A 20,938-nucleotide genomic window follows, 5' to 3' on the forward strand; every position below is an offset into this window, starting at 1 on the left:
CATGTGAAAGTAGGTCAACGCCAGGCTCCCAATACCGAAACCCCCGTACGCCGTAAAGGCTGCGGAGGTTTCTTCATGGCGGTGGCGAGTCTCTCGACCCGGCAGGGTGGGCTTGGGCCCACCCATCCATCCGCCAGGACGGATGGATCTCGGCGCGTCCTCGGCAACTCGGCTCGCCTCTCGACTGACTCTCGCCTACCGCGCAAACGGCCCTTTGGCCACTTGATCCATCAGTCGATCCACGCCTAGCTCCCACTCTCGAAAGGCCCGCGCGCCATTTGGCGGCGAGGATTCGGCGTTGTAGGAATTGGCGCACAGGGATCGAGGCGGATTCCTACGACGATTGAGGATTATCCCCATATTCACAGCCGGCGATTCCCCTTAAGCTCCTGATCTGGGTGACAGATGAAGAGTTGAGCGAGTGGTGACGAACACAGGTTTTGGGTGGATGGGTGTCGGGCTGTTGTTTATGGCGTCCTTCCCGGTTCAGGCGAGTGGTCTGGATCTCAATCGGGCGTCGGTGTCCGATCTTGCCGGCGTCAACGGTGTTGGGCCGGTGTACGCTGAACGAATCGTGCTCCATCGCCTGACGGAGGGCGCATTTGGCTCTGTTGATGATCTAGAAACGGTATGGGGCCTTGACGCGCAGGCCATCCGGCGGCTTCGTCCTCACGTCGCGGTTCATCCTGACTAATTCGCATGTTTTGATTTCTCCCCTGAGTGACTTTTTGCCCCGGCCCTGCCGGGGCTTTTTCTTGGCTCCTGTTCCAGGCTGCGGATAGCGACTGCGGGCATGACAATGGCGCGTCGGTGCGCGACAATGCCCCCTTTTCATTGACGATTTCTGGAACGGGCCACCATGAACCTGCATGAATATCAGGCCAAAGCGCTGCTGTCCGAATTCGGCATTCCCGTGCCCTCCGGCACGCTGATCGAATCGGCCGACGAGGTGGGAGACGGTAGTCGCCTGCCGACCAGCGAATCGGGTCGGTGGGTGGTCAAGGCGCAGGTGCACAGCGGGGCGCGGGGCAAGGCCGGCGGCGTGCGGTTGGTCGACGATGTCCCCGGTGTGACGCAGGCGGCCAGCGACTTGCTCGGCACCCGGCTGGTGACCCTGCAATCCGGTCCCAACGGCCTTCCGGTCGACTCGCTATTGGTCGAGCCGGTCGCTGGTATCCAGCATGAATATTACTTGGCCGTCACGGTCGATCGGGCATTGCAGCGCGTCGTGATGGTGGCGTCGTCTCAGGGCGGCATGGACATTGAAGCGGTCGCCGAGCAACTCCCCGAGTCGATCCATCGGGCCGTGGTCAACCCCACCGTGGGCCTGGGGGCGTATCAAGCCCGCGAGTTGGCATTTGCACTCGGGCTGGGCGCAGGCCAGGTCAAGGATTTTGTCTCGCTGGCGCTAAAACTCTACTCCGCGTTTGTCGAACGGGACGCGGCCCTGATCGAGATCAATCCGTTGGCGGCCTTGACCGACGGGCAGCTGGCGATCGTGGACGCCAAAGTCGCCCTGGATGACAACGCCGGTTACCGACAGGCCGAATGGTGGCAACGCCGGGATATCGCCCAAGAGGATCCGGCCGAGCGCAAGGCGATCGAGCACGGCCTCAACTACGTCTCGCTGGATGGCAATATCGCCTGCATGGTCAATGGTGCCGGACTGGCGATGGCCACCATGGACCTGATCCAGCACGCCGGCGGCAGGCCGGCGAATTTCCTCGATGTCGGCGGCGGCGCCTCGGCGGCCAAGGTCACCGAGGCGTTCAAGCTCATCCTGGAAAATCCCCGCGTCGAGGCGATTTTGGTCAACATCTTCGGCGGGATCGTGCGTTGCGACCTGATTGCCGAGGGGCTCATCGAGGCTGCCCGAGAGGTGGCACTGGATGTGCCGACGGTCGTGCGTCTGGCTGGCACCAACGCCGACCAGGGGCGCCGCATGCTGGCCGAATCCGGCCTGGCATTGACGGCCGAAGACGATCTAGCCGCTGCCGCCAACCGGGCGGTGGCGCTCGCCCACACCAGCCGGGAGGCTGCACGATGAGCATTCTGGTCGACGAATCCACTCGAGTGATCTGCCAGGGCTTCACTGGCAAGCAGGGGACGTTTCATTCCGAGCAGGCGATCGCTTACGGCACCCGTCTGGTCGGGGGGGTAACCCCCGGCAAGGGGGGGCAGATGCACCTCGGTCTGCCGGTATTCGATACGGTCGCCGATGCCGTGCGCGAGACGGGCGCGATCGCGAGCATGATCTACGTCCCCGCCCCGTTCGCCGCGGACTCGATTCTCGAGGCCGCCGCCGCCGGGATCGAGGTGATTGCCTGCATTACCGAGGGCATCCCGGTAATCGATATGCTCAAGGTCAAGGCGGTGCTCGCCCAGGACTATCCCGAGGCCTGCCTGATCGGACCGAACTGCCCGGGTTTGATTACGCCGGATGGCTGCAAGATCGGCATCATGCCGGGCTCGATCCATACCAAGGGGCGGGTTGGCATCGTCTCGCGTTCCGGCACGCTCACCTACGAGGCGGTGGCGCAGACCACGGCCGCGGGGCTCGGGCAGAGCACCTGTGTGGGGATTGGCGGTGATCCCATCGGCGGGCTGGATTTCATCGATTGCCTGTCGCGTTTTGCCGACGATCCGCAGACCGAACTGGTGTTGATGGTGGGCGAGATCGGCGGGGGCGCCGAAGAGGCCGCCGCCGAGTTCATTCGCCAAGGCTATCCCAAGCCCGTGGTGGCCTACATCGCCGGGGCCACGGCGCCGGCCGGCAAGCGCATGGGCCATGCCGGTGCGGTGATTGCCGGGGGCAAGGGGACCGCCGCGGCGAAATGCGAGGTGTTGCGCGCCGCGGGCGTCCACGTGGTAGACAGCCCGGCCGATCTGGGCGTCACGGCTGGCCGCGTTCTCGAGGGTCGATCCGAGGGCGTGAACGCATCGTGACTGACAACCTGAACCGAATCGAGGAAAGCGAGGCCGGCGGTCTGCGGATTGCGCTGGCCCAGATCAATACCCGGGTCGGCGATTGTCGCGCCAACGCCTCGCGCGTGATCGAACTGGTCGCACGGGCCGGCAAGGAGATCGATGCGCGGCTGGTCGTCTTCCCCGAGCTGACCATTTCCGGCTATCCACCGGAAGACCTGCTGCTGCGTGACGATTTCGTCGAATCCTGCGAGGAGCAGCTCGCGCGTATCGCCCGCGAGGTGGGCGATACGGCCGTGCTGATCGGCACCCCGGGGCGCGACGCCGAGGGATGCTTGCAGAACCAGGCGGTGCTGATCGATGGCGGCCAGGTGGTGGCCCGCTACGCCAAGCGCGCCCTGCCCAACTACGGCGTGTTCGACGAGAAGCGTTATTTCCGCAAGGGGACCTCTCCGTTGGTGGCCAAGATCGACGGGGTCCCGGTGGGCGTGGTCATCTGCGAGGACGCGTGGCGTGAAGGGCCGATCGAAGAGACCGCCCGGGCGGGCGCCGCCGTGATCTGCGTGCTCAATGCCTCGCCGTTTCATCGTCAGAAGACCCGTGAGCGCGAGGCCCAGATCGCCGAGCGCGTCAATTCGAGCGGCTGCGCGATCATCTACGTCAATCTGGTCGGTGGCCAGGACGAACTGGTGTTCGACGGTCGTTCGTTCGTTTCCTCGGCCTCCGGCAACCACATGCATCTGCCCGGCTTTGCCGAGAGCATCGGTTGGACGGAGATCTCGTCGACGGGCGAAGTCCTGGCCCACGGCCCCAGCCATGACTGGGAGCAGGGCGAGGCGGAGATCTATCGCGCCTTGACCACCGGTATTGCCGATTACGTGCGCAAGAACGGATTTTCCGGCGTGGTGCTGGGGCTGTCCGGTGGCATTGACTCGTCCCTGGTGCTCGCGCTTGCCGTGGATGCGCTGGGGGCCGACAACGTGCTGGCCGTGCGCATGCCGTCACAGTACACCTCGCCGATGAGTCTCGAGGATGCCCAACTCCAGTGCGACGCGTTGGGCGTGCGTTGCGAGACGTTGTCGATTGAGCCGGTGTTCGGCTCCTTCCAGGAAACGCTATCGCCGTTGTTCGCCGGCCTGGCCCAGGACGTTACCGAGGAGAACCTGCAGGCCCGTACCCGCGGTGTGATCCTGATGGCCTTGTCGAATAAGTTCGGCCGGCTGTTGCTCACTACCGGCAACAAGTCGGAACTCGCCGTCGGCTACGCGACCCTCTACGGCGACATGGCCGGTGGGTTCGCCCCGATCAAGGACGTGCCCAAGACGGTGGTCTACCAGCTCGCCCGCTACCGCAACTCGCTGGGTGGAACCGTGCGTCCCGAACTCGATGCCGTGCCCGAGCGTGTCATCACGCGTGAGCCCTCGGCGGAATTGCGCGCCGACCAGCGGGATTCCGATTCGCTGCCGGCCTACGCGGATCTCGATCGCATCATCGAGGCCTTCGTCGAGCATGACCGCAGTATCGAGGAGATCGTGGCCATGGGGCTGGATGAGGCGGTGGTCCGCCGCGTGGTCGGCATGATTTTGGTCAACGAGTACAAGCGCCGTCAGGCCCCGCCGGGGGTACGCATCAGCCGGCGGGCCTTCGGCCGCGATCGTCGCTACCCGATCAGTTCCGGTTTCCGCCCCGACAAGGTCGACGACTGAAACTCGCTTTAAGATCACCGCGGGGTAACACTCGCCCCCCTCTGCTCTCTGGCGTCTCTACCCCAGATCGCCCCATTGGTACTGCAGTATTGCCACGCCGGTGATGGCTGCCGTCTCGGCACGCAGGATGCGTGGTCCGAGGGTCAGTGCGCGAAAACCCTGCTCCCCGGCTCTAGCCACTTCCCCATCGGTCAATCCGCCCTCCGGACCCACTAGCAGGGCCACCCCGGTGGGGCGTGGCTGGTCCCGCAGGGCCGTCAGCGGCTGTTGGGCGCGTGGGTCGAGCACGAGGCGTATCGGCGCGTCGGTCGCCATCAGTGCCTGATGCAGTGATCGAATCGGCTCGATGGTGGGCAAGGTGTCGCGGCCGCACTGTTCGCAGGCGTTGATCATGATCTGGCGCCAGCGGATCAGGCGCTTTTCGGCACGGCTGCCCTTGAGTTCCAGCACGCTACGCTCGGTCTCCACCGGCGCGATGGTGGTCACGCCCAGCTCGACCGCCTTCTGGATCACCAATTCCATCTTCTCGCCCTTGGCCAGCGCGGCCATCAGGGTGATCGGGACCACCGACTCCTCGGGGCTGATTTTGCTGGATTCGACCAGTGCGCGGGCCTCGCGCCGGGCCAGTGCCAGCCGGCCGTGGGCGCGCTGGCCACGACCGTTGAACAGCTCCAACGGCTGGCCGTCCTTCAGGCGCAGGACGTTTCTCAGGTAATTGACGGTGTCTGCCGGCAGGTCGATTTCTCTCCCGGCTTGCAGTTCGTGGTCGACGAAGACGCGACGGGTGCGCATCGGTGCTAGCGCAGTGCCGCGCGGGCGGCGTCACGCGTGACCTCGAACACGTGCCGATAGTCGTCCTCGTCGAGGACGTAGGGCGGCATCCAGTAGAGCGTGTTGCCGAGCGGACGCAGCAGCAGCTCGTGCTCAAGCGCGTACTGGTACGCGCTCACCCCACGGCGATCCCCGGACGGGAACGGCTCGCCCGTCGCCGGGTCGATCAGGTCCATGGCGGCGATCATGCCGGTGCGCCGCACGTTGGTGATGTGGGGCTCCGCGGCCAGCTCGGCGAGATGCCGATCCATGATCTCTTGGGATTTCTGGTTGGCGTTGATGACGTCGTCGCGCTCGAACAGGTCGAGGGTGGCGAGTGCCGCCGCGCACGCCAGCGGGTTGCCCGTGAAGCTGTGGCTGTGCAGGAAGGCGCGCATGGTGGCGTAGTCGTCATAGAACGCCTGGTAGACCGTGTCGCTGGTGAGCACGGCGGCCAGCGGCAGGTAGCCGGCGGTCAGCCCCTTCGACAGGCACATGAAGTCCGGCGTGATGTCGGCCTGCTCGCTGGCGAACAGGGTGCCGGTCCGGCCGAAGCCCACCGCGATCTCATCACAGATCAGGTGCACGTCGAACTCGTCGCAGAGCATCCGCAGCCCGCGGATGTAGTCCGGATGATGCATCAACATGCCCGCCGCGCACTGCACCAGCGGCTCGACGATCACGGCAGCGGTGCGCTCGGCCTGTTCCTCGAGGATCCGTCGCATGCCGTCGAGCGCCTCGGCGGCCCGCTCGCGGCAATCGCCACGATCCTGCCGGCAGGCCGGCGAGGGCGCGGTCGCCGTGGTGCGCAGCAGCGGGCCGTAGGTGTCCTTGTAGAGCCCCACGTCGCCGACCGACAGCGTGCCGAGGGTTTCGCCGTGGTAGCTGTTGGCCACCGTGACGAACTCGCTTTTCTCGGGGCGGCCGCAGTTGCGCCAATAGTGATAGCTCATCTTCAGCGCCACCTCGACACCCGAGGAGCCGTTGTCCGCGTAGAAGACCCGGTCGAGCCCGGAGGGCGTGATCTCTACCAGTCGCTCGGACAGTTCCACCACCGGGGCATGGGAGAAGCCGGCCAGGATGACGTGTTCGAGCTTGTCGAGCTGGGCCTTGATGCGGTCGTTGATATAGGGATTGGCGTGACCGAAGATGTTGACCCACCAGGAGCTGATGATATCGAGGTAACGTCGGCCATCGAAGTCATAGAGCCAGGGCCCTTCGCCCCGCTCGACGGGCACCAACGGAATGGACTCGTGGTCCTTCATCTGGGTGCAGGGGTGCCAGAGGACGTTGAGGTCGCGGCGTTGCCAGTCCTGGTTGCGGGTCATGCCGTACTCCGAGAGTGAGTCGTGGATTCAGTCAGCGTTCGTTGATGGTCTCGTCGACCCGGCGACCGAAGTGCCGCCCGCCGCGCTCGGCCAGCGAGACGCGCACCCGGTCGCCGGGGTTGAGGTCGAGCACGCTCACCGCTCGGCCCTCGGGGTTCACCAGGCGGATGGTCTCGGCGTGCTGCACGATGGCCGAGAAGCGGTCGCCGTCATCATCGACCGCCTCGATCTGCACCATCGGGCGCCGTTCGATCTTGTTGCGACCGACGGCCAGGGTGCGGGTTCGGCCATCGGCGCCCACCACCAGGGCGGGGTCGCCGCTGCTCATCTCGGCGAGGTAACGCACCCGGTCGCCGGGGGTGAGCACGTAGCCGTGAATCGCGCCGGCGTTCACCCGAAAGGGGCGCGCGGCGCAGTGTGGGTTGTCGACGTTCTCGCTGTGGATCAGAAAGCGGGCGTGATTGAAGCTACCCACCAGCAGCCCTTCGCCCGGGGCGAGTTCGCCGATCAGGTCGAGGCAGCTGCGATCGCCCATGCCCACCGGGGTGATGGCGGTGATCCGCGCGTCCGTCAGCTCGACCGGCGAGGGGGCAAGTTCCGCGAGCATGCGGCCCAGTGCCTCGATGGTCTTGGCATCGGCATGGCGCAGCCAGATGCCGGCCACACCCTGCTCCATGATCGTCAGCGCCAGCTTGGCCTGCTCGGCGTCATCGACCACCTGGATTACCTGCACGCCGCGCGAGATCAGGTTCTCCGCGGGAATGATGCTCCACTCGGCCGGCTCGATTACCGCGAGCCGGTCGCGACGGACGGATTCCTCATCGGCCTCGCGCTCGACCCGGTGGTGCTCGAAATCACGCCCTTCCTCGAAGTCGCCGCCGGCCCCGACGAGAGGCAGGCCGGCGGTCTCCTGACCCGCGGGCAAGACCAGCGCGGTGGCGCCGGCCTCAGCCGCGGGGCCGGCGAGGGAGGCGTCGGCCGGTTCGATCCAGATGTGCTTGTCGGACAGCTTGATGCTCATGCGCGGGAGTATATCGTCCGTCGGCGGCTGTGGGGTCCGGGTATCGTTACGCGGCTGGAGACTCGGTCAGGCCGGTCGCCGCATCCGGTTGAGCCTCGCCCGCAATGGCGGCTTCGGTCGTCGGCCCGGCTCAACCCGATGTCACGAGCCGGCTTCGGGCCTCAGTCCCCGACCAGCCCGGCGTCGCGACAGAGTCGAATGACCGGCTGCGAGCGGTTCATGGCGTAGAAATGGATCCCGGGTGCGCCGGCATCGACCAGTTGTTCGCAGAGCTCGGTGACCACGTCGTGACCGAAGGCGCGCAGCCCCTCCAGGTCGTCGCCGAAGGCCTCCAGTCGTTTGCGCAGCCAGCGCGGGATGTCCGCACCGCACATGTCGGAAAAGCGCGCCAGCTGCTGGTAGTTGGTGATCGGCATGACGCCGGGGACGATCGGCACGTCGATGTTCAGGCGTTCGCAGTCGTCGAGAAAGCGCCGGTAGGCCTCGATCGAGTAGAAATACTGCGTGATCGCCGCATCCGCGCCGGCCTCGACCTTGCGCTTGAAGTTGGCCAGATCGGCCTCCGCATTGGGCGCCTGGGGGTGGATTTCCGGGTAGGCGGCTACCTCGACGTGGAACCAGTCGCCACTGTATTCGCGGATGAAGGCGACCAGCTCGTTGGCATAACGAAAGTCGCCGGGGTCCTGCATGCCGCTGGGCAGGTCGCCGCGCAGGGCGACGATGCGCCGGATATCCTGGGCGCGATAGTCATCGAGGATCTGCCCGACGCCTTCGCGCGAGGAGCCGATGCAGGACAGATGCGGGGCGGCCGGCACCCCCGAGTCGCGCTGGATCTGGCGGACCGTTTCGAACGTGCGGGTCTGGGTCGAGCCGCCGGCGCCGAAGGTCACCGAGAAGTACTCGGGGTCGATTGCGCGGGCGAGTTCCTGGTAGACCTCGCGCAGCTTGGCCTCGCCGTCGGCGGACTTGGGCGGAAAGAATTCGCAGGATACCGGGATCGGCATGATTCCTCCGGGGAATGTAGGGCAGGCGACACGGGATGCCGTGCCGCCCGGGGGCATGATGTCGGTAAAGTCAGATCAGAGCGCCAGATCAGTAGCGGTACGCGTCCGGTTTGAACGGGCCTTCGGTGGGCACGCCGAGGTACTTGGCCTGCGTGTCGGTCATGCGGGTAAGCACGCCGCCGAAGCCTTCGACCATGTAGCGGGCGACTTCCTCGTCGAGATGCTTGGGTAGCACCTCGACGCGCAGCGCCTCACCCTTCTTGTCGGCCGGCAGGTCGGCAAAGCGATCCCGGAACAGGTGAATCTGTGCCAGTGCCTGGTTGGCGAACGAGCCGTCCATGATGCGGCTCGGGTGGCCGGTACCGTTGCCCAGGTTCACCAGGCGACCCTCGGAGAGCAGGATCAGGTAGTTCTCGCTGTCCGGATCGAATGCGCCGCCGGCGGTCGCCTCGCGGTAGATCTTGTGCACCTGCGGCTTGATCTCTTCCCAGGCCCAGTTCTCGCGCATGTAGGCGGTGTCGATCTCGTTGTCGAAGTGACCGATGTTGCAGACCACGGCCGCGTTCTTCAGTGCGCGCAGCATCGGCGCGTCGCAGACGTTGACGTTGCCGGTGGTGGTGACGAGCAGGTCGATCTTGCCCAACAGGCGCTGGTCGACGCCGTCGTCGGTGCCGGTATTGATGCCATCGATGTACGGCGAGACCACCTCGAAACCGTCCATCGCCGCCTGCATGGCGCAGATCGGATCGATCTCGGTGACCTTCACGATCATGCCTTCCTGGCGCAGAGAGGCGGCCGAGCCCTTGCCCACGTCACCATAGCCGATCACCAGCGCCTGCTTGCCCGATAGCAGGTGGTCGGTGGCGCGCTTGATGGCGTCCGAGAGCGAGTGGCGGCAACCGTACTTGTTGTCGTTCTTCGACTTGGTGACCGCGTCGTTGACGTTGACCGCCGGGATCTTCAGCGAGCCGTCCTCGAGCATTTCCAGCAGGCGATGCACGCCGGTGGTGGTCTCCTCGGAGACGCCGTGGATGTCCTCGATGAGATTGGGGTACTTCTCGTGCATCAGGCCGGTCAGGTCGCCGCCATCGTCGAGCAACAGGTTCGGGGTCCATGCCTGCTGATTGTCGCCGGGGCCCTGGATGGTCTGTTCGACGCACCACCAGTATTCCTCCTCGGTCTCGCCCTTCCAGGCGAACACCGGCACGCCGCTCGCGGCGATGGCGGCGGCGGCGTGGTCCTGCGTGGAGAAGATATTGCACGACGACCAGCGCACATCGGCGCCCAGCGCGGTGAGCGTCTCGATCAGCACCGCGGTCTGGATGGTCATGTGGATGCAGCCGGCGATGCGCGCCCCGGCCAGCGGCTGCTCGGCGCGGTATTTCTCGCGGATCTTGCTCAGGGCCGGCATTTCGCGCTCGGCGATGCGGATCTCGCGGCGACCCCAGTCGGCGAGATTGATGTCGGCGACCTTGTAGTCGTTGAAGGCTTGCGGTTTGGTGACTGCGTTCACGGTCAGCGTCCTCGTCGATTCTTTTCAGTGGATCGACTCGAACGAGAGGGCGGGTCGTGCGGCTCTTGTTCAAGTCGAGGCTTGAAAGCGAACCCGGTTCCGATGGGTCGGGTTCTCAAGAGCGCCGTTGTTCAGGTGACGGGCCGGGTGATCCGGTCCGCCGCCGCGCCCCGGCCGAGCCTGACCCGCTGATCAGCGGATTGCAGCGCTCCTCGGTCGGGGCGGGGAAAATTCAGTCGGGGATTATAACCGCCCGAGGGGCGGTCTGCACGGCGCCGATTCCGTGCTTACAGGCCGGCATCGCTGCGCAGTGCCTCGGCCCGATCGGTGCGCTCCCAGCTGAACTCGGGCTCTTCGCGACCGAAATGGCCGCCAACGGCGGTCTTGCGGTAGATCGGTCGGATCAGGTCCAGCATCTGCAGGATGCCGTAGGGGCGCAGGTCGAAGTGCTTGCGAACGAGATCGGTGATGCGCTCGTCGGCAATCCGGCCGGTGCCGAAGGTATCCACCGAGATCGAGGTGGGTTCGGCCACGCCGATGGCGTAGGAAATCTGGATCTCGCAACGGTCGGCCAGATCGGCGGCCACGATGTTCTTGGCCACGTAGCGTCCGGCGTAGGCGGCCGAGCGATCGACCTTGGATGGGTCCTTGCCGGAGAAGGCGCCGCCGCCGTGGCGGGCCATGCCGCCGTAGGTGTCGACGATGATCTTCCGCCCGGTCAGGCCGCAGTCACCCACCGGCCCACCGATGATGAACTGGCCGGTGGGGTTGATGTGGTATTTGGTGTGCTGGTCGAGCCATTCGGCCGGCAGCACCGGCTTGATGATCTCCTCCATCACCGCCTCGTGCAGGTCGGGCTGAGAGATGTCGGGGTTGTGTTGGGTGGAAAGCACCACCGCGTCGATGCCCACCGGGACCCCGTCTTCATAACGGAAGGTGACCTGCGACTTCGCGTCCGGCCGCAGCCAGGGCAGGGTGCCGGCCTCGCGCACCGTCGCCTGGCGCTGCACCAGGCGGTGGGCGTAGGTGATCGGCGCGGGCATGAGCACGTCGGTTTCGTTGGTCGCGTAGCCGAACATCAGGCCCTGGTCGCCGGCGCCCTGGTTGGCGGCGTCCTCGCGGTCAACGCCCTGGGCGATGTCGGAGGACTGCTTGCCGATGGCATTGAGCACGCCGCAGGTGTGACCGTCGAAGCCGAGCTCCGAGCTGTCGTAACCGATATCCACGATCACCTCGCGCACCAGCTCGTCGACATCGACCCAGGCGGAGGTGGTCACTTCGCCGGCGAGCACGACAAACCCGGTCTTCACCAAGGCCTCACAGGCGACCCGGGCCGACGGGTCCTGTACCAGGATCGCGTCCAGGATCGCGTCGCTGATCTGGTCGGCGATCTTGTCCGGGTGGCCCTTGGAGACGGACTCCGAGGTGAACAGGTGGCGCTTGGCGGCGTTTGCGCTCATGTCGTGCAGGCCTCTTTTGCGTACATAATGGGGTGGGTCAGAAAATGGGGCGGGATAACGACACAGACCTGACGGTTGCTTCAGTAGCCGTAGGTGCCGACCAGCAGTTCGGCGTTACCGGCGTAGTAGCGATTGGTCGCCGGCACGATGTCGGTCAGTTGTTGTTCATCGAGGATGCGTCGGCCTTCATCGGTCTCGGCAAACGACAGCAGTGCCTGTCGCAGCGCCTTGCGGGTGCGCTCATTGAGCTCCGGGGAGACCGAGAAGCCCAGGAATGGCAAGGGGTCGGTGGTGATCACCGGGTACAGCCCCGGGTAGCCTCCGACCAGCGGGGTGGGGATGACGCCCGCCTTGGCCTTGCCCTCGATCACCGCGGCGGCGACGTCACGGTTGGTGCGTTCGAAGATCAAGGTCGGTTGCTGCACGGGGTTGGGGAACAGCTGGTACAGCACCAGTGCGCCGACCGATGGCGACGGCTGGACGGCCACGCGCTTGTTGACCAGTTCCCTCGGCGACAGGATCAGGTCGTCATCGCGGGTGACCAGGGACTGGGTCACTTCGCCGTCAAAACGGGCGATCACCTGCCAGTTCTGGCGCTGCACGCGGAAGTCGGTCACGGGCGCGGCGTCCAGGGCGATGTCGAAATCCGAGCCGCCGCGCGTCGCCTCCCAGAAGGAGAGGTAGTTCGGGAACAGCTCCAGTTCCACGGTTTCGCCCAGACGCCGGCTCAGGTACTCGGCCACCGGGGCGTAGGCCTCGTTGAGCTCCGCTTCCGGCAGGAAGGGCGCGATGGCCATCTTCAGGGCCTCCTCCGCCTTGGCGGGGAGGGCCGCGACCAGCAGCGCCGCGGCACCGGCCAGCAAGGGCAGCAGGCGCCCGGCGTGGCCGAGTCGGCGGGTGGCTGGGCGAGAGGCGTAGGCGGGGTGCGTCGACGCGTGCATGGGCGGGTTTCTCCTGGTCCTTGGCGATCGGTTTGTGTCCGCGACCGGTCTGCTGCCGGTTTTGCGTGTTTCCGTGAGCTGTCGCGATCCTGTCGGGCGAGACGGCTCGCTGCGCCGCCCATCGCGGCATGGCGGGCAGCGGTCGAATGGCAGGGAAAATATCACAGTTGTCGTCCGGGCGGCGAGCGGCGCCGTTCGGCGGGAAGCCCCGGGCGGCTTGCCCCCCCCCGATTGGCGTGTCGTGCGACACTCTGCCGGTTACGTAACCATTGACTCGAGAAAGCCGCAAGGAGGTTCGCTCATGGCTCGCACCGAAACCCCGGTCTGCGAATTTGGTCGTCCCGCCGTGGAGTTCGCCCTGCCGGACGTCGAGGGGCGCATCTGGCGTCTGAGTGACGTGCAGGGTGAAAAAGGCACCCTGGTGATGTTCATTTGCAATCACTGCCCGTACGTTAAATCCGTGCTGGATCGCATCGTGCGCGACGCGCGTGAGCTCAAGGGGCTGGGTGTCAACACGGTGGCGATCATGTCCAACGATCCCAGCGACTACCCCGAGGACTCGCCAGAGAACATGAAGCGTGTCGCCGAAGCGCAGATGTTCTCCTTTCCCTACCTGATCGACGACTCTCAGGCAGTCGCCAAGGCCTACGGCGCGGTCTGTACGCCGGACTTCTTCGGCTACAACGCGGATCTGGAACTGCAGTACCGCGGTCGTCTGGACGCCTCGCGCAAGGAGGCCGAGCCGGACGCGCCGCGCGAATTGTTCGAGGCGATGAAGCAGGTGGCCGAGACCGGTCACGGCCCCGAGGAGCAGGTGCCCTCCATGGGCTGTTCAATCAAGTGGCGCGAGTCCTGACCGGGTTGGCCTGGCCTTGTCGGCCTTTTTGGTTCGCCGGGGAGGTGATGTCTGTCGTTGCTAAGTAATTGAAAAACAGGGTGGTTGCCTTGTGTGAGGGTTTTGGGGACAATGTCGCGCAACTTCCGCGCCTGCCTCAAGGCTAGGTGCCGTCGTCTGTGCACTCAATGCACGCGGCGCCCAGAACTGCTTCTTTTTCAACCCTTTGGAGTGTTTTATGTCGACACGTAGAGAGCTTGCCAACGCGATTCGCGCGTTGAGCATGGACGCCGTTCAGAAGGCGAATTCGGGTCACCCGGGCGCCCCGATGGGCATGGCGGATATCGCCGAAGTGCTGTGGAACGACTACATGCACCACAACCCGAAGAACCCGGAATGGCCGAACCGCGACCGTTTCGTGCTCTCCAACGGCCACGGCTCGATGCTGATCTACTCTCTGCTCCATTTGACCGGCTACGAGCTGCCGATGGAAGAGCTGAAGAACTTCCGGCAGCTGCACTCCAAGACCCCGGGTCACCCGGAATACGGCTACACCCCCGGCGTCGAGACCACCACCGGCCCGCTGGGCCAGGGTCTCACCAATGCCGTCGGCATGGCGATCGCCGAGAAGATGCTCGCCGGCCAGTTCAATAAGCCGGGCCACAAGGTCGTCGACCACTACACCTACTGCTTTTTGGGTGACGGCTGCCTGATGGAAGGCATCTCCCACGAGGCCTGCTCACTGGCGGGCACGCTGGGTGTGGGCAAGCTGATCGCCTTCTACGACGACAACGGCATCTCCATCGACGGTCACGTCGAGGGCTGGTTCACCGATGACACGCCCAAGCGTTTCGAGGCTTACGGTTGGCACGTCGTCCGTGACGTCGACGGTCACGATGCCGATGCCATCGACGCGGCCATCCGCGAGGCGCGTTCGGTCAACGACAAGCCGACCATGATCTGCACCAAGACCGTGATCGGTTTTGGCGCACCGAACCTCTGTGGCACCCACGACTGCCACGGCGCCGCCTTGGGCGATGCCGAGGTCAAGGCCACCCGCGAGAACATCGGCTGGAGCCACGAGCCGTTCGTCATCCCCGACGAGGTCTACGCCGGCTGGGACGCCTCCGAGAAGGGCGCGAAGGCCGAGGCCGAGTGGAACAAGACCTTTGCCGCCTACGAAAAGGCCTTCCCGGCCGAAGCCGCCGAGCTCAAGCGTCGCCTCAACGGTGATCTGCCGGCCGACTTCGCCAAGAAGATGGACGCGCTGATCAAGGAGATCGACGCCAAGGGCGAGAGCGTCGCTTCGCGCAAGGCCTCCCAGGCCGTGATCACCGGCCTGGCCGAGATGCTGCCGGAACTGGTGGGTGGCTCGGCTGACCTGGCGCCGTCCAACCTGACCACCTGGAAGGGCTGCACCGCGCTGACCGCCACCGAGTCGGATGCCAACTACATCCACTACGGCGTGCGCGAGTTCGGCATGAGCGCCATCATGAACGGCATGGTGCTGCACGGCGGCCTGCTGCCGTACGCCGGCACCTTCCTGATGTTCTCCGAGTACGCTCGCAACGCCCTGCGCATGGCCAGCCTGATGAAGATCGGCTCGATCTTCGTCTACACCCACGACTCCATCGGCCTGGGCGAAGACGGCCCGACCCACCAGCCGGTCGAGCAGATCGCCACCATGCGCCTGATCCCGGGCATGCAGACTTGGCGTCCCTGTGACGCGGTCGAGACCGCGGTGGCCTGGAAGCAGGCGGTCGTGCGTCGCGATGCGCCGACCTCGCTGGTCTTCTCGCGTCAGGGCCTGCCGCACCAGACCCGCTCGGGTGAGCAGATCGCCAATATCGAGAAGGGCGGTTACGTGCTGAAGGATTGCGACGGTACGCCGGACCTGATCCTGATCGCCACCGGCTCCGAGGTCGGCCTGGCCATGGATGCCGCCGAGAAGCTGACCGACAAGAAGGTGCGTATCGTCTCCATGCCGTGCGTCGAGGCCTTCGACGCCCAGGACGATGCCTACCGCGAATCGGTCCTGCCGAGCGAAGTCACTGCCCGCATGGCCATCGAGGCCGGTGTGACCTCCTGCTGGTACAAGCACGTGGGCACCCACGGCAAGGTGATCGGTCAGGACACCTTCGGTGAATCCGCCCCGGCCGGTGACCTGTTCAAGTACTTCGGCTTTACCGTCGAGCGCGTGGTCGACGAGGCCCGCAAGCTGGGCTGATCCACGCCCGCATCAACCGTTTTTGGGCGCATGTGTCGTCAATCGCATGCGCCTTGACTGATTTGTATCCACGTATTGATTAGGAGAAAACCCATGGCTATTCGTGTCGGCATCAACGGCTTCGGCCGTATCGGTCGCATGGTCTTCCGTGCGGCCGCCCAGGAATTCCCGGAGCTGGAAATCGTCGGTATCAACGACCTGCTCGAGCCGGAGTACCTGGCGTACATGCTCAAGTACGATTCCGTGCACGGCCGCTTTGACGGTGACGTGTCGGTCGAAGGCAACAACCTGGTCGTCAACGGCAAGAAGATCCGTCTCACTGCCGAGAAGGATCCATCCCAGCTCAAGTGGGGTGACCTGGACGTCGACGTCGTGGTCGAGTCCACCGGCCTGTTCCTCACCGAGGAGACTTGCCAGAAGCACATCGAGGCGGGTGCCAAGAAGGTGGTCCAATCGGCCCCGTCCAAGGACGCCACCCCGATGTTCGTCTACGGCGTCAACCACAACGACTACGCCGGTCAGCAGATCGTTTCCGCCGCCTCCTGCACCACCAACTGCCTGGCGCCGGTGGCCAAGGTCCTGAACGACAAGTTCGGCATCAAGCGCGGCCTGATGAGCACTGTTCACGCCGCCACTGCTACCCAGAAGACCGTCGACGGTCCGTCCGCCAAGGACTGGCGCGGTGGCCGCGGCATCCTGGAGAACATCATCCCGTCCTCCACCGGTGCTGCCAAGGCCGTGGGCAAGGTCCTGCCGGCCCTGAACGGCAAGCTGACCGGCATGGCGTTCCGCGTGCCGACCTCCGACGTCTCCGTGGTCGACCTGACCGCCGAGCTGGAGAAGGGCGCCTCCATGGACGAGATCAAGGCGGCCATGAAGGAAGCCTCCGAGGGCGAGCTCAAGGGTGTGCTGGGTTACACCGAGGAAGCGGTCGTTTCCACCGACTTCCGTGGTCACCCGGAGCCGTCCGTGTTCGATGCCAAGGCCGGCATCGCCCTGGACGACACCTTCGTCAAGGTGGTTGCCTGGTACGACAACGAATTCGGTTACACCTGCAACATGCTGCGCGTCGTGCAGCACGTCGGCAAGTAAACCGAACGACCGGAACGGGTGGGTTTTCCCACCCGTTTTTCCAGCTGTCTTTCGCAGCCCGCGAGAGCCGTAAGGACTGGGCGTCACCGAGTCGCCTCCCAATCCTTACCGCTTTTTATCTGTCTCATTGAGGAGTTTCCATGGCGAATGTCATCCGCATGACTGATCTCGATCTTGCCGGCAAGCGCGTGCTGATCCGCGCCGACCTGAACGTGCCGGTCAAGGACGGCAAGGTCACCTCCGACGCGCGCATCAGCGCGTCGCTGGGGACCATCAAGGCCGCGCTCGACCAGGGCGCCCACGTGATGGTCACCTCGCACCTGGGTCGTCCGACCGAGGGCGAGTTCTCCGAGGAGGATTCCCTCGCCCCGGTCGCCAAGGACCTGGGCGACAAGCTCGGTCGCGACGTCCGGCTGGTACGTGACTACCTGGGCGCGAGCGTCGAGGTTGGCGCCGGCGAGGTGGTCATGCTGGAGAACGTCCGCTTCAACAAGGGCGAGAAGAAGAACGACGAGGCGCTCTCGAAGCAGTACGCCTCCCTGTGCGATGTGTTTGTGATGGATGCCTTCGGCACCGCTCACCGCGCCCAGGCCTCCACTCACGGTGTGGCCCAGTTCGCACCGGTCGCCTGTGCCGGCACGCTGCTGACCCAGGAGCTCGAGGCCCTGAACAAGGCGCTGGCCAATCCGGCGCGTCCGATGGTCGCGATCGTCGGCGGCTCCAAGGTATCCACCAAGCTGACCGTGCTTGAGGCGCTCGCTGCCAAGGTCGATCAGTTGGTCGTCGGTGGCGGCATTGCCAATACCTTCGTCAAGGCTGCCGGTCACGGCGTGGGCAAGTCGCTCTGCGAAGACGATCTGGTGCCGACCGCCAAGGCGCTGATGGACAAGCTCAAGAGCAACGGGGCGAACATCCCGATGCCGACCGACGTGGTCATCGGCAAGCAGTTCGACGAGAACGAGCCGGCCGTCCTCAAGCGCGTCGAGGACGTCGCCGACGACGAGATGATCTTCGATATCGGACCGGAGAGCGCCGAGGCACTGGCGAAGATCATCGAGAACGCCGGGACCGTCGTCTGGAACGGCCCGGTCGGCGTATTCGAGTTCGATCAGTTCGGCGACGGCACCAAGCGCATCGCCCAGGCGATTGCCGACACCAAGGCCTTCACGCTGGCCGGTGGCGGCGACACCATCGCGGCAATCCAGAAGTACGATATCTACGACAAGGTGAGCTACATTTCGACCGCAGGCGGCGCGTTCCTCGAGTTCCTCGAGGGCAAGACCCTGCCGGCGGTCGCCATGCTCGAAGAGCGGGCGAAAGGCTGATGGCGACTATGCACGGTTCCACTGATCATCTGCCAGCGCAGCGACGCACCAAGATCGTCGCCACGTTGGGCCCGGCCAGCGACGACCTGGCCACCATCACCGCCCTGGTGCGCGCGGGCATCGACGTCGTGCGCATGAACTTTTCGCACGGCAATGCTGCCGACCACCAGCGTCGCGCCGACTTGGTGCGCGAGGCCGCGGCCGCCGAGGGGCGTTACGTCGCCATCCTCGGCGACCTGCAGGGGCCGAAGATCCGCATCGACCGGTTCAAGGACGGCAAGGTGGAGCTCGAAGAGGGCAAGCCGTTCACCCTCGACGCTGACCTCGACTCGGATAGCGGCGACGAGACTCAGGTCGGCATCACCTACAAGGCACTGGTTTCCGACTCGCGCCCGGGTGACATCCTGCTGCTCGACGACGGCCGCATCGTTCTCAGGGTCGATGAGGTCCAGGGCAACCAGGTGCGCACGACGGTTGCCATCGGCGGCATGCTCTCCAACAACAAGGGCATCAACCGTCAGGGCGGTGGCCTGTCCGCGCCGGCGATCACCGACAAGGATCGCGCCGATATCGTGACCGCATCCCAGATCGGTGTCGACTACATCGCCGTTTCCTTCCCGCGTTCGGGCGAGGACATCCACGAGGCGCGTCGCCTGCTACAAGAGGCCGGTTGTCGCGCACATATCGTCTCCAAGATCGAGCGCGCCGAGGCGGTCGACTGCATCCGCGAGATCATCCAGGCCTCCGATGCCATCATGATCGCCCGCGGTGACCTGGGCGTGGAAATCGGCGATGCCGAGCTGCCCGCGGTGCAGAAGGCCTTCATCAAGATGGCCAAGGAACTCAACCGCCCCGTCATCACCGCCACCCAGATGATGGAGACCATGATCGATAACCCGATCCCGACGCGGGCCGAGGTGTTCGACGTGGCCAACGCGGTGCTCGACGGCACGGATGCGGTGATGCTCTCGGCCGAGACGGCCGCCGGCAAGTACCCGGTGCGCGTGGTCGAAACCATGGCGCGGGTCTGCCATCGGGCCGAGTACCAGATCGAGGCCAAGAAGAGCCCGCCGCCACTGGACGTGCCCTTCGAGCGGATCGACCAGGCGATTGCCTACTCGGCGATCTACACGGCCAACCACCTTTCGGTCGCGGCCATCGTCGCGCTGTCCGAGTCGGGGGCGACGCCGCTGTGGATGTCGCGGGTCGATACCGACATCCCGATCTATACCTTCACCCGTTCGGAGGAGACTGCTCGTCGCGTCGGTCTCTATCGCGGCGTGCAGGCGGTGCACTTCCCCGCGCCCTCGACCGATCATGCCGAGGTCAACCGGATGGTGATCGAGAGCCTGCAGAAGATGGAAAAGCTCGACGAGGGCGATCTGGTGATCATCACCAAGGGCGACCTGATGGGTCAGATGGGCGGCACGAACGCCATGAAGATCGTTCGGGTCGGGGACGTGATCTCCGTCGACTGACGGGCGGTGGTCATGTATTGGCGCGATTTTGCATATCCCGGCGCGCTGGGTATGCTGTCGCGCTTATCGAATTCTCGGTGTCCGGGCCGGTGCGGCCGGGATGCCACCACGGTTTCTTAACTACGTTTCAACTTGAGGAGAGGCAACATGGCGCTCATTTCGCTTCGCCAGCTGCTGGATCATGCCGCTGAACACAGCTACGGCATGCCGGCGTTCAACGTCAACAACATGGAGCAGATCCACGCGATCATGCAGGCCGCCGACGAAGTCGACAGCCCGGTGATCCTGCAGGGCTCTGCCGGTGCTCGCAAGTACGCGGGCGAGCCGTTCCTGCGTCACCTCGTGGAGGCGGCGACCGTGGCGTACCCGCACATCCCGATCGTCATGCACCAGGACCACGGTTCGGACCCGGGCGTCTGCCTGCGTGCGATCCAGTCGGGCTTCTCCTCGGTCATGATGGACGGCTCCCTGATGCCCGACATGAAGACCCCGTCCGACTACGAGTACAACGTCGACGTCACCGCCAAGGTGACCGAGATGGCACACGCCGGCGGTGTGTCCGTCGAGGGTGAGCTGGGCTGCCTTGGTTCGCTGGAAACCGGCGAGATGGGCGAGGAAGACGGCCACGGTGCGGAAGGCAAGCTGGACATGGACATGCTGCTGACCGACCCGGAAGAAGCCGCCGACTTCGTCAAGCGCACCGACTGCGACGCCCTGGCGATCGCCATCGGCACCAGCCACGGCGCCTACAAGTTCACGCAGAAGCCGACCGGCCAGATCCTGCGCATCGACCGAGTCAGGGAGATCCACCAGCGGATCCCGGACACTCACCTGGTCATGCACGGCTCCTCCTCCGTTCCGGAAGAGTGGCTCGAGATCATCAACAACTACGGCGGCGACATGGGTCAGACCTACGGCGTGCCGGTTGAAGAGATCGTCGAAGGCATCAAGCACGGTGTTCGCAAGGTCAACATCGACACCGACCTGCGCATGGCATCCACCGGTGCGGTTCGCAAGCACCTCGAAGAGAACAAGTCCAACTTCGACCCGCGCAAATTCCTCAAGGAAGCAACCGCTGGCATGCAGTCCATCTGCAAGGCGCGCTTCGAAGCATTCGGTTCGGCCGGCATGGCTTCCAAGATCCGTCCGATCTCCCTGGAAGAAATGTACAAGCGTTACGAGTCCGGTAGCCTCAAGCAAAAGATCCGCTGATCTTGGCTTGACCGGGCAGTTGCCCGGCACTGCTGGAAACGACAACCCCGCCGATTGGCGG

General features: G+C 65.1%; 17 protein-coding genes and 1 riboswitch. Of the genes, 10 read left to right on the forward strand and 7 right to left on the reverse strand.

What is annotated here, in order from left to right; all coding sequences use genetic code 11:
• Positions 1 to 421 precede the first annotated feature (421 nt).
• The 4 genes from ABGV18_RS09495 (at position 422) to ABGV18_RS09510 (ending at position 4,631) form a co-directional block, all read left to right on the forward strand.
• On the forward strand, positions 422 to 694 hold the full coding sequence (locus ABGV18_RS09495) for a helix-hairpin-helix domain-containing protein (RefSeq protein WP_396585810.1): 273 nt from the start codon (positions 422 to 424) through the stop codon (positions 692 to 694).
• Between the two features lie 165 nt (positions 695 to 859).
• Entirely contained in the window at positions 860 to 2,047 is a 1,188-nt protein-coding gene (sucC, locus tag ABGV18_RS09500) for an ADP-forming succinate--CoA ligase subunit beta (protein ID WP_396585811.1), read from the forward strand.
• Complete coding sequence (gene sucD, locus ABGV18_RS09505) at positions 2,044 to 2,946, forward strand: succinate--CoA ligase subunit alpha (protein WP_396585812.1); 903 nt, start codon at positions 2,044 to 2,046, stop codon at positions 2,944 to 2,946. Before sucC ends, sucD begins: the two co-directional genes overlap by 4 nt.
• The gene (locus ABGV18_RS09510) at positions 2,943 to 4,631 is read left to right on the forward strand and encodes an NAD+ synthase (protein ID WP_396585813.1); all 1,689 of its coding nucleotides are present in this window, start codon (positions 2,943 to 2,945) and stop codon (positions 4,629 to 4,631) included. Before sucD ends, ABGV18_RS09510 begins: the two co-directional genes overlap by 4 nt.
• A gap of 57 nt (positions 4,632 to 4,688) precedes the next feature.
• Here ABGV18_RS09510 and ABGV18_RS09515 read toward each other — a convergent pair whose 3' ends face one another.
• From ABGV18_RS09515 to ABGV18_RS09545, 7 genes are all read right to left on the reverse strand, one after another.
• Entirely contained in the window at positions 4,689 to 5,423 is a 735-nt protein-coding gene (locus ABGV18_RS09515; RefSeq protein ID WP_396585814.1) for a 16S rRNA (uracil(1498)-N(3))-methyltransferase, read from the reverse strand.
• A 5-nt stretch (positions 5,424 to 5,428) separates the two neighbouring features.
• Positions 5,429 to 6,769 (reverse strand): adenosylmethionine--8-amino-7-oxononanoate transaminase, encoded by a 1,341-nt coding sequence (locus ABGV18_RS09520; RefSeq protein WP_396585815.1) that lies wholly within the window; start codon positions 6,767 to 6,769, stop codon positions 5,429 to 5,431.
• Between the two features lie 31 nt (positions 6,770 to 6,800).
• Positions 6,801 to 7,790 (reverse strand): 3-dehydroquinate synthase II, encoded by a 990-nt coding sequence (locus ABGV18_RS09525; protein WP_396585816.1) that lies wholly within the window; start codon positions 7,788 to 7,790, stop codon positions 6,801 to 6,803.
• Positions 7,791 to 7,951: 161 nt separating this feature from the next.
• Positions 7,952 to 8,794 carry a methylenetetrahydrofolate reductase [NAD(P)H] gene (gene metF, locus ABGV18_RS09530; protein WP_396585817.1) on the reverse strand — a complete coding sequence of 281 codons (843 nt, stop codon included), beginning with the start codon at positions 8,792 to 8,794 and terminating at the stop codon, positions 7,952 to 7,954.
• A gap of 88 nt (positions 8,795 to 8,882) precedes the next feature.
• A complete protein-coding gene (gene ahcY, locus ABGV18_RS09535) occupies positions 8,883 to 10,307 on the reverse strand; it encodes an adenosylhomocysteinase (RefSeq protein WP_396585818.1) in 1,425 nt (474 codons plus the stop codon).
• A gap of 112 nt (positions 10,308 to 10,419) precedes the next feature.
• Positions 10,420 to 10,527, reverse strand: a riboswitch (S-adenosyl-L-homocysteine riboswitch).
• A gap of 67 nt (positions 10,528 to 10,594) precedes the next feature.
• Positions 10,595 to 11,767 carry a methionine adenosyltransferase gene (gene metK / locus ABGV18_RS09540; protein ID WP_396585819.1) on the reverse strand — a complete coding sequence of 391 codons (1,173 nt, stop codon included), beginning with the start codon at positions 11,765 to 11,767 and terminating at the stop codon, positions 10,595 to 10,597.
• An 80-nt stretch (positions 11,768 to 11,847) separates the two neighbouring features.
• Positions 11,848 to 12,708 (reverse strand): PhnD/SsuA/transferrin family substrate-binding protein, encoded by an 861-nt coding sequence (locus ABGV18_RS09545; RefSeq protein ID WP_396585820.1) that lies wholly within the window; start codon positions 12,706 to 12,708, stop codon positions 11,848 to 11,850.
• A gap of 301 nt (positions 12,709 to 13,009) precedes the next feature.
• Here ABGV18_RS09545 and ABGV18_RS09550 point away from each other — a divergent pair, with 301 nt between their 5' ends.
• From ABGV18_RS09550 to fba, 6 genes are all read left to right on the forward strand, one after another.
• Positions 13,010 to 13,564 (forward strand): redoxin domain-containing protein, encoded by a 555-nt coding sequence (locus tag ABGV18_RS09550; protein WP_396585821.1) that lies wholly within the window; start codon positions 13,010 to 13,012, stop codon positions 13,562 to 13,564.
• A gap of 217 nt (positions 13,565 to 13,781) precedes the next feature.
• Positions 13,782 to 15,770, forward strand: coding sequence for a transketolase (gene tkt / locus ABGV18_RS09555; protein WP_396585822.1), 1,989 nt, complete (start codon positions 13,782 to 13,784; stop codon positions 15,768 to 15,770).
• Between the two features lie 93 nt (positions 15,771 to 15,863).
• Entirely contained in the window at positions 15,864 to 16,862 is a 999-nt protein-coding gene (gap, locus tag ABGV18_RS09560; protein ID WP_396585823.1) for a type I glyceraldehyde-3-phosphate dehydrogenase, read from the forward strand.
• Between the two features lie 140 nt (positions 16,863 to 17,002).
• Positions 17,003 to 18,187 carry a phosphoglycerate kinase gene (locus ABGV18_RS09565; RefSeq protein ID WP_396585824.1) on the forward strand — a complete coding sequence of 395 codons (1,185 nt, stop codon included), beginning with the start codon at positions 17,003 to 17,005 and terminating at the stop codon, positions 18,185 to 18,187.
• Positions 18,188 to 18,195: 8 nt separating this feature from the next.
• Positions 18,196 to 19,665, forward strand: coding sequence for a pyruvate kinase (pyk, locus tag ABGV18_RS09570; protein WP_396585845.1), 1,470 nt, complete (start codon positions 18,196 to 18,198; stop codon positions 19,663 to 19,665).
• 147 nt (positions 19,666 to 19,812) lie between these two features.
• On the forward strand, positions 19,813 to 20,877 hold the full coding sequence (fba, locus tag ABGV18_RS09575) for a class II fructose-bisphosphate aldolase (RefSeq protein ID WP_396585825.1): 1,065 nt from the start codon (positions 19,813 to 19,815) through the stop codon (positions 20,875 to 20,877).
• The last annotated feature ends 61 nt before the right edge of the window (positions 20,878 to 20,938 follow it).

Origin of the sequence: Guyparkeria halopsychrophila, from assembly GCF_044582135.1 — a bacterium.
Lineage (GTDB): Bacteria > Pseudomonadota > Gammaproteobacteria > Halothiobacillales > Halothiobacillaceae > Guyparkeria.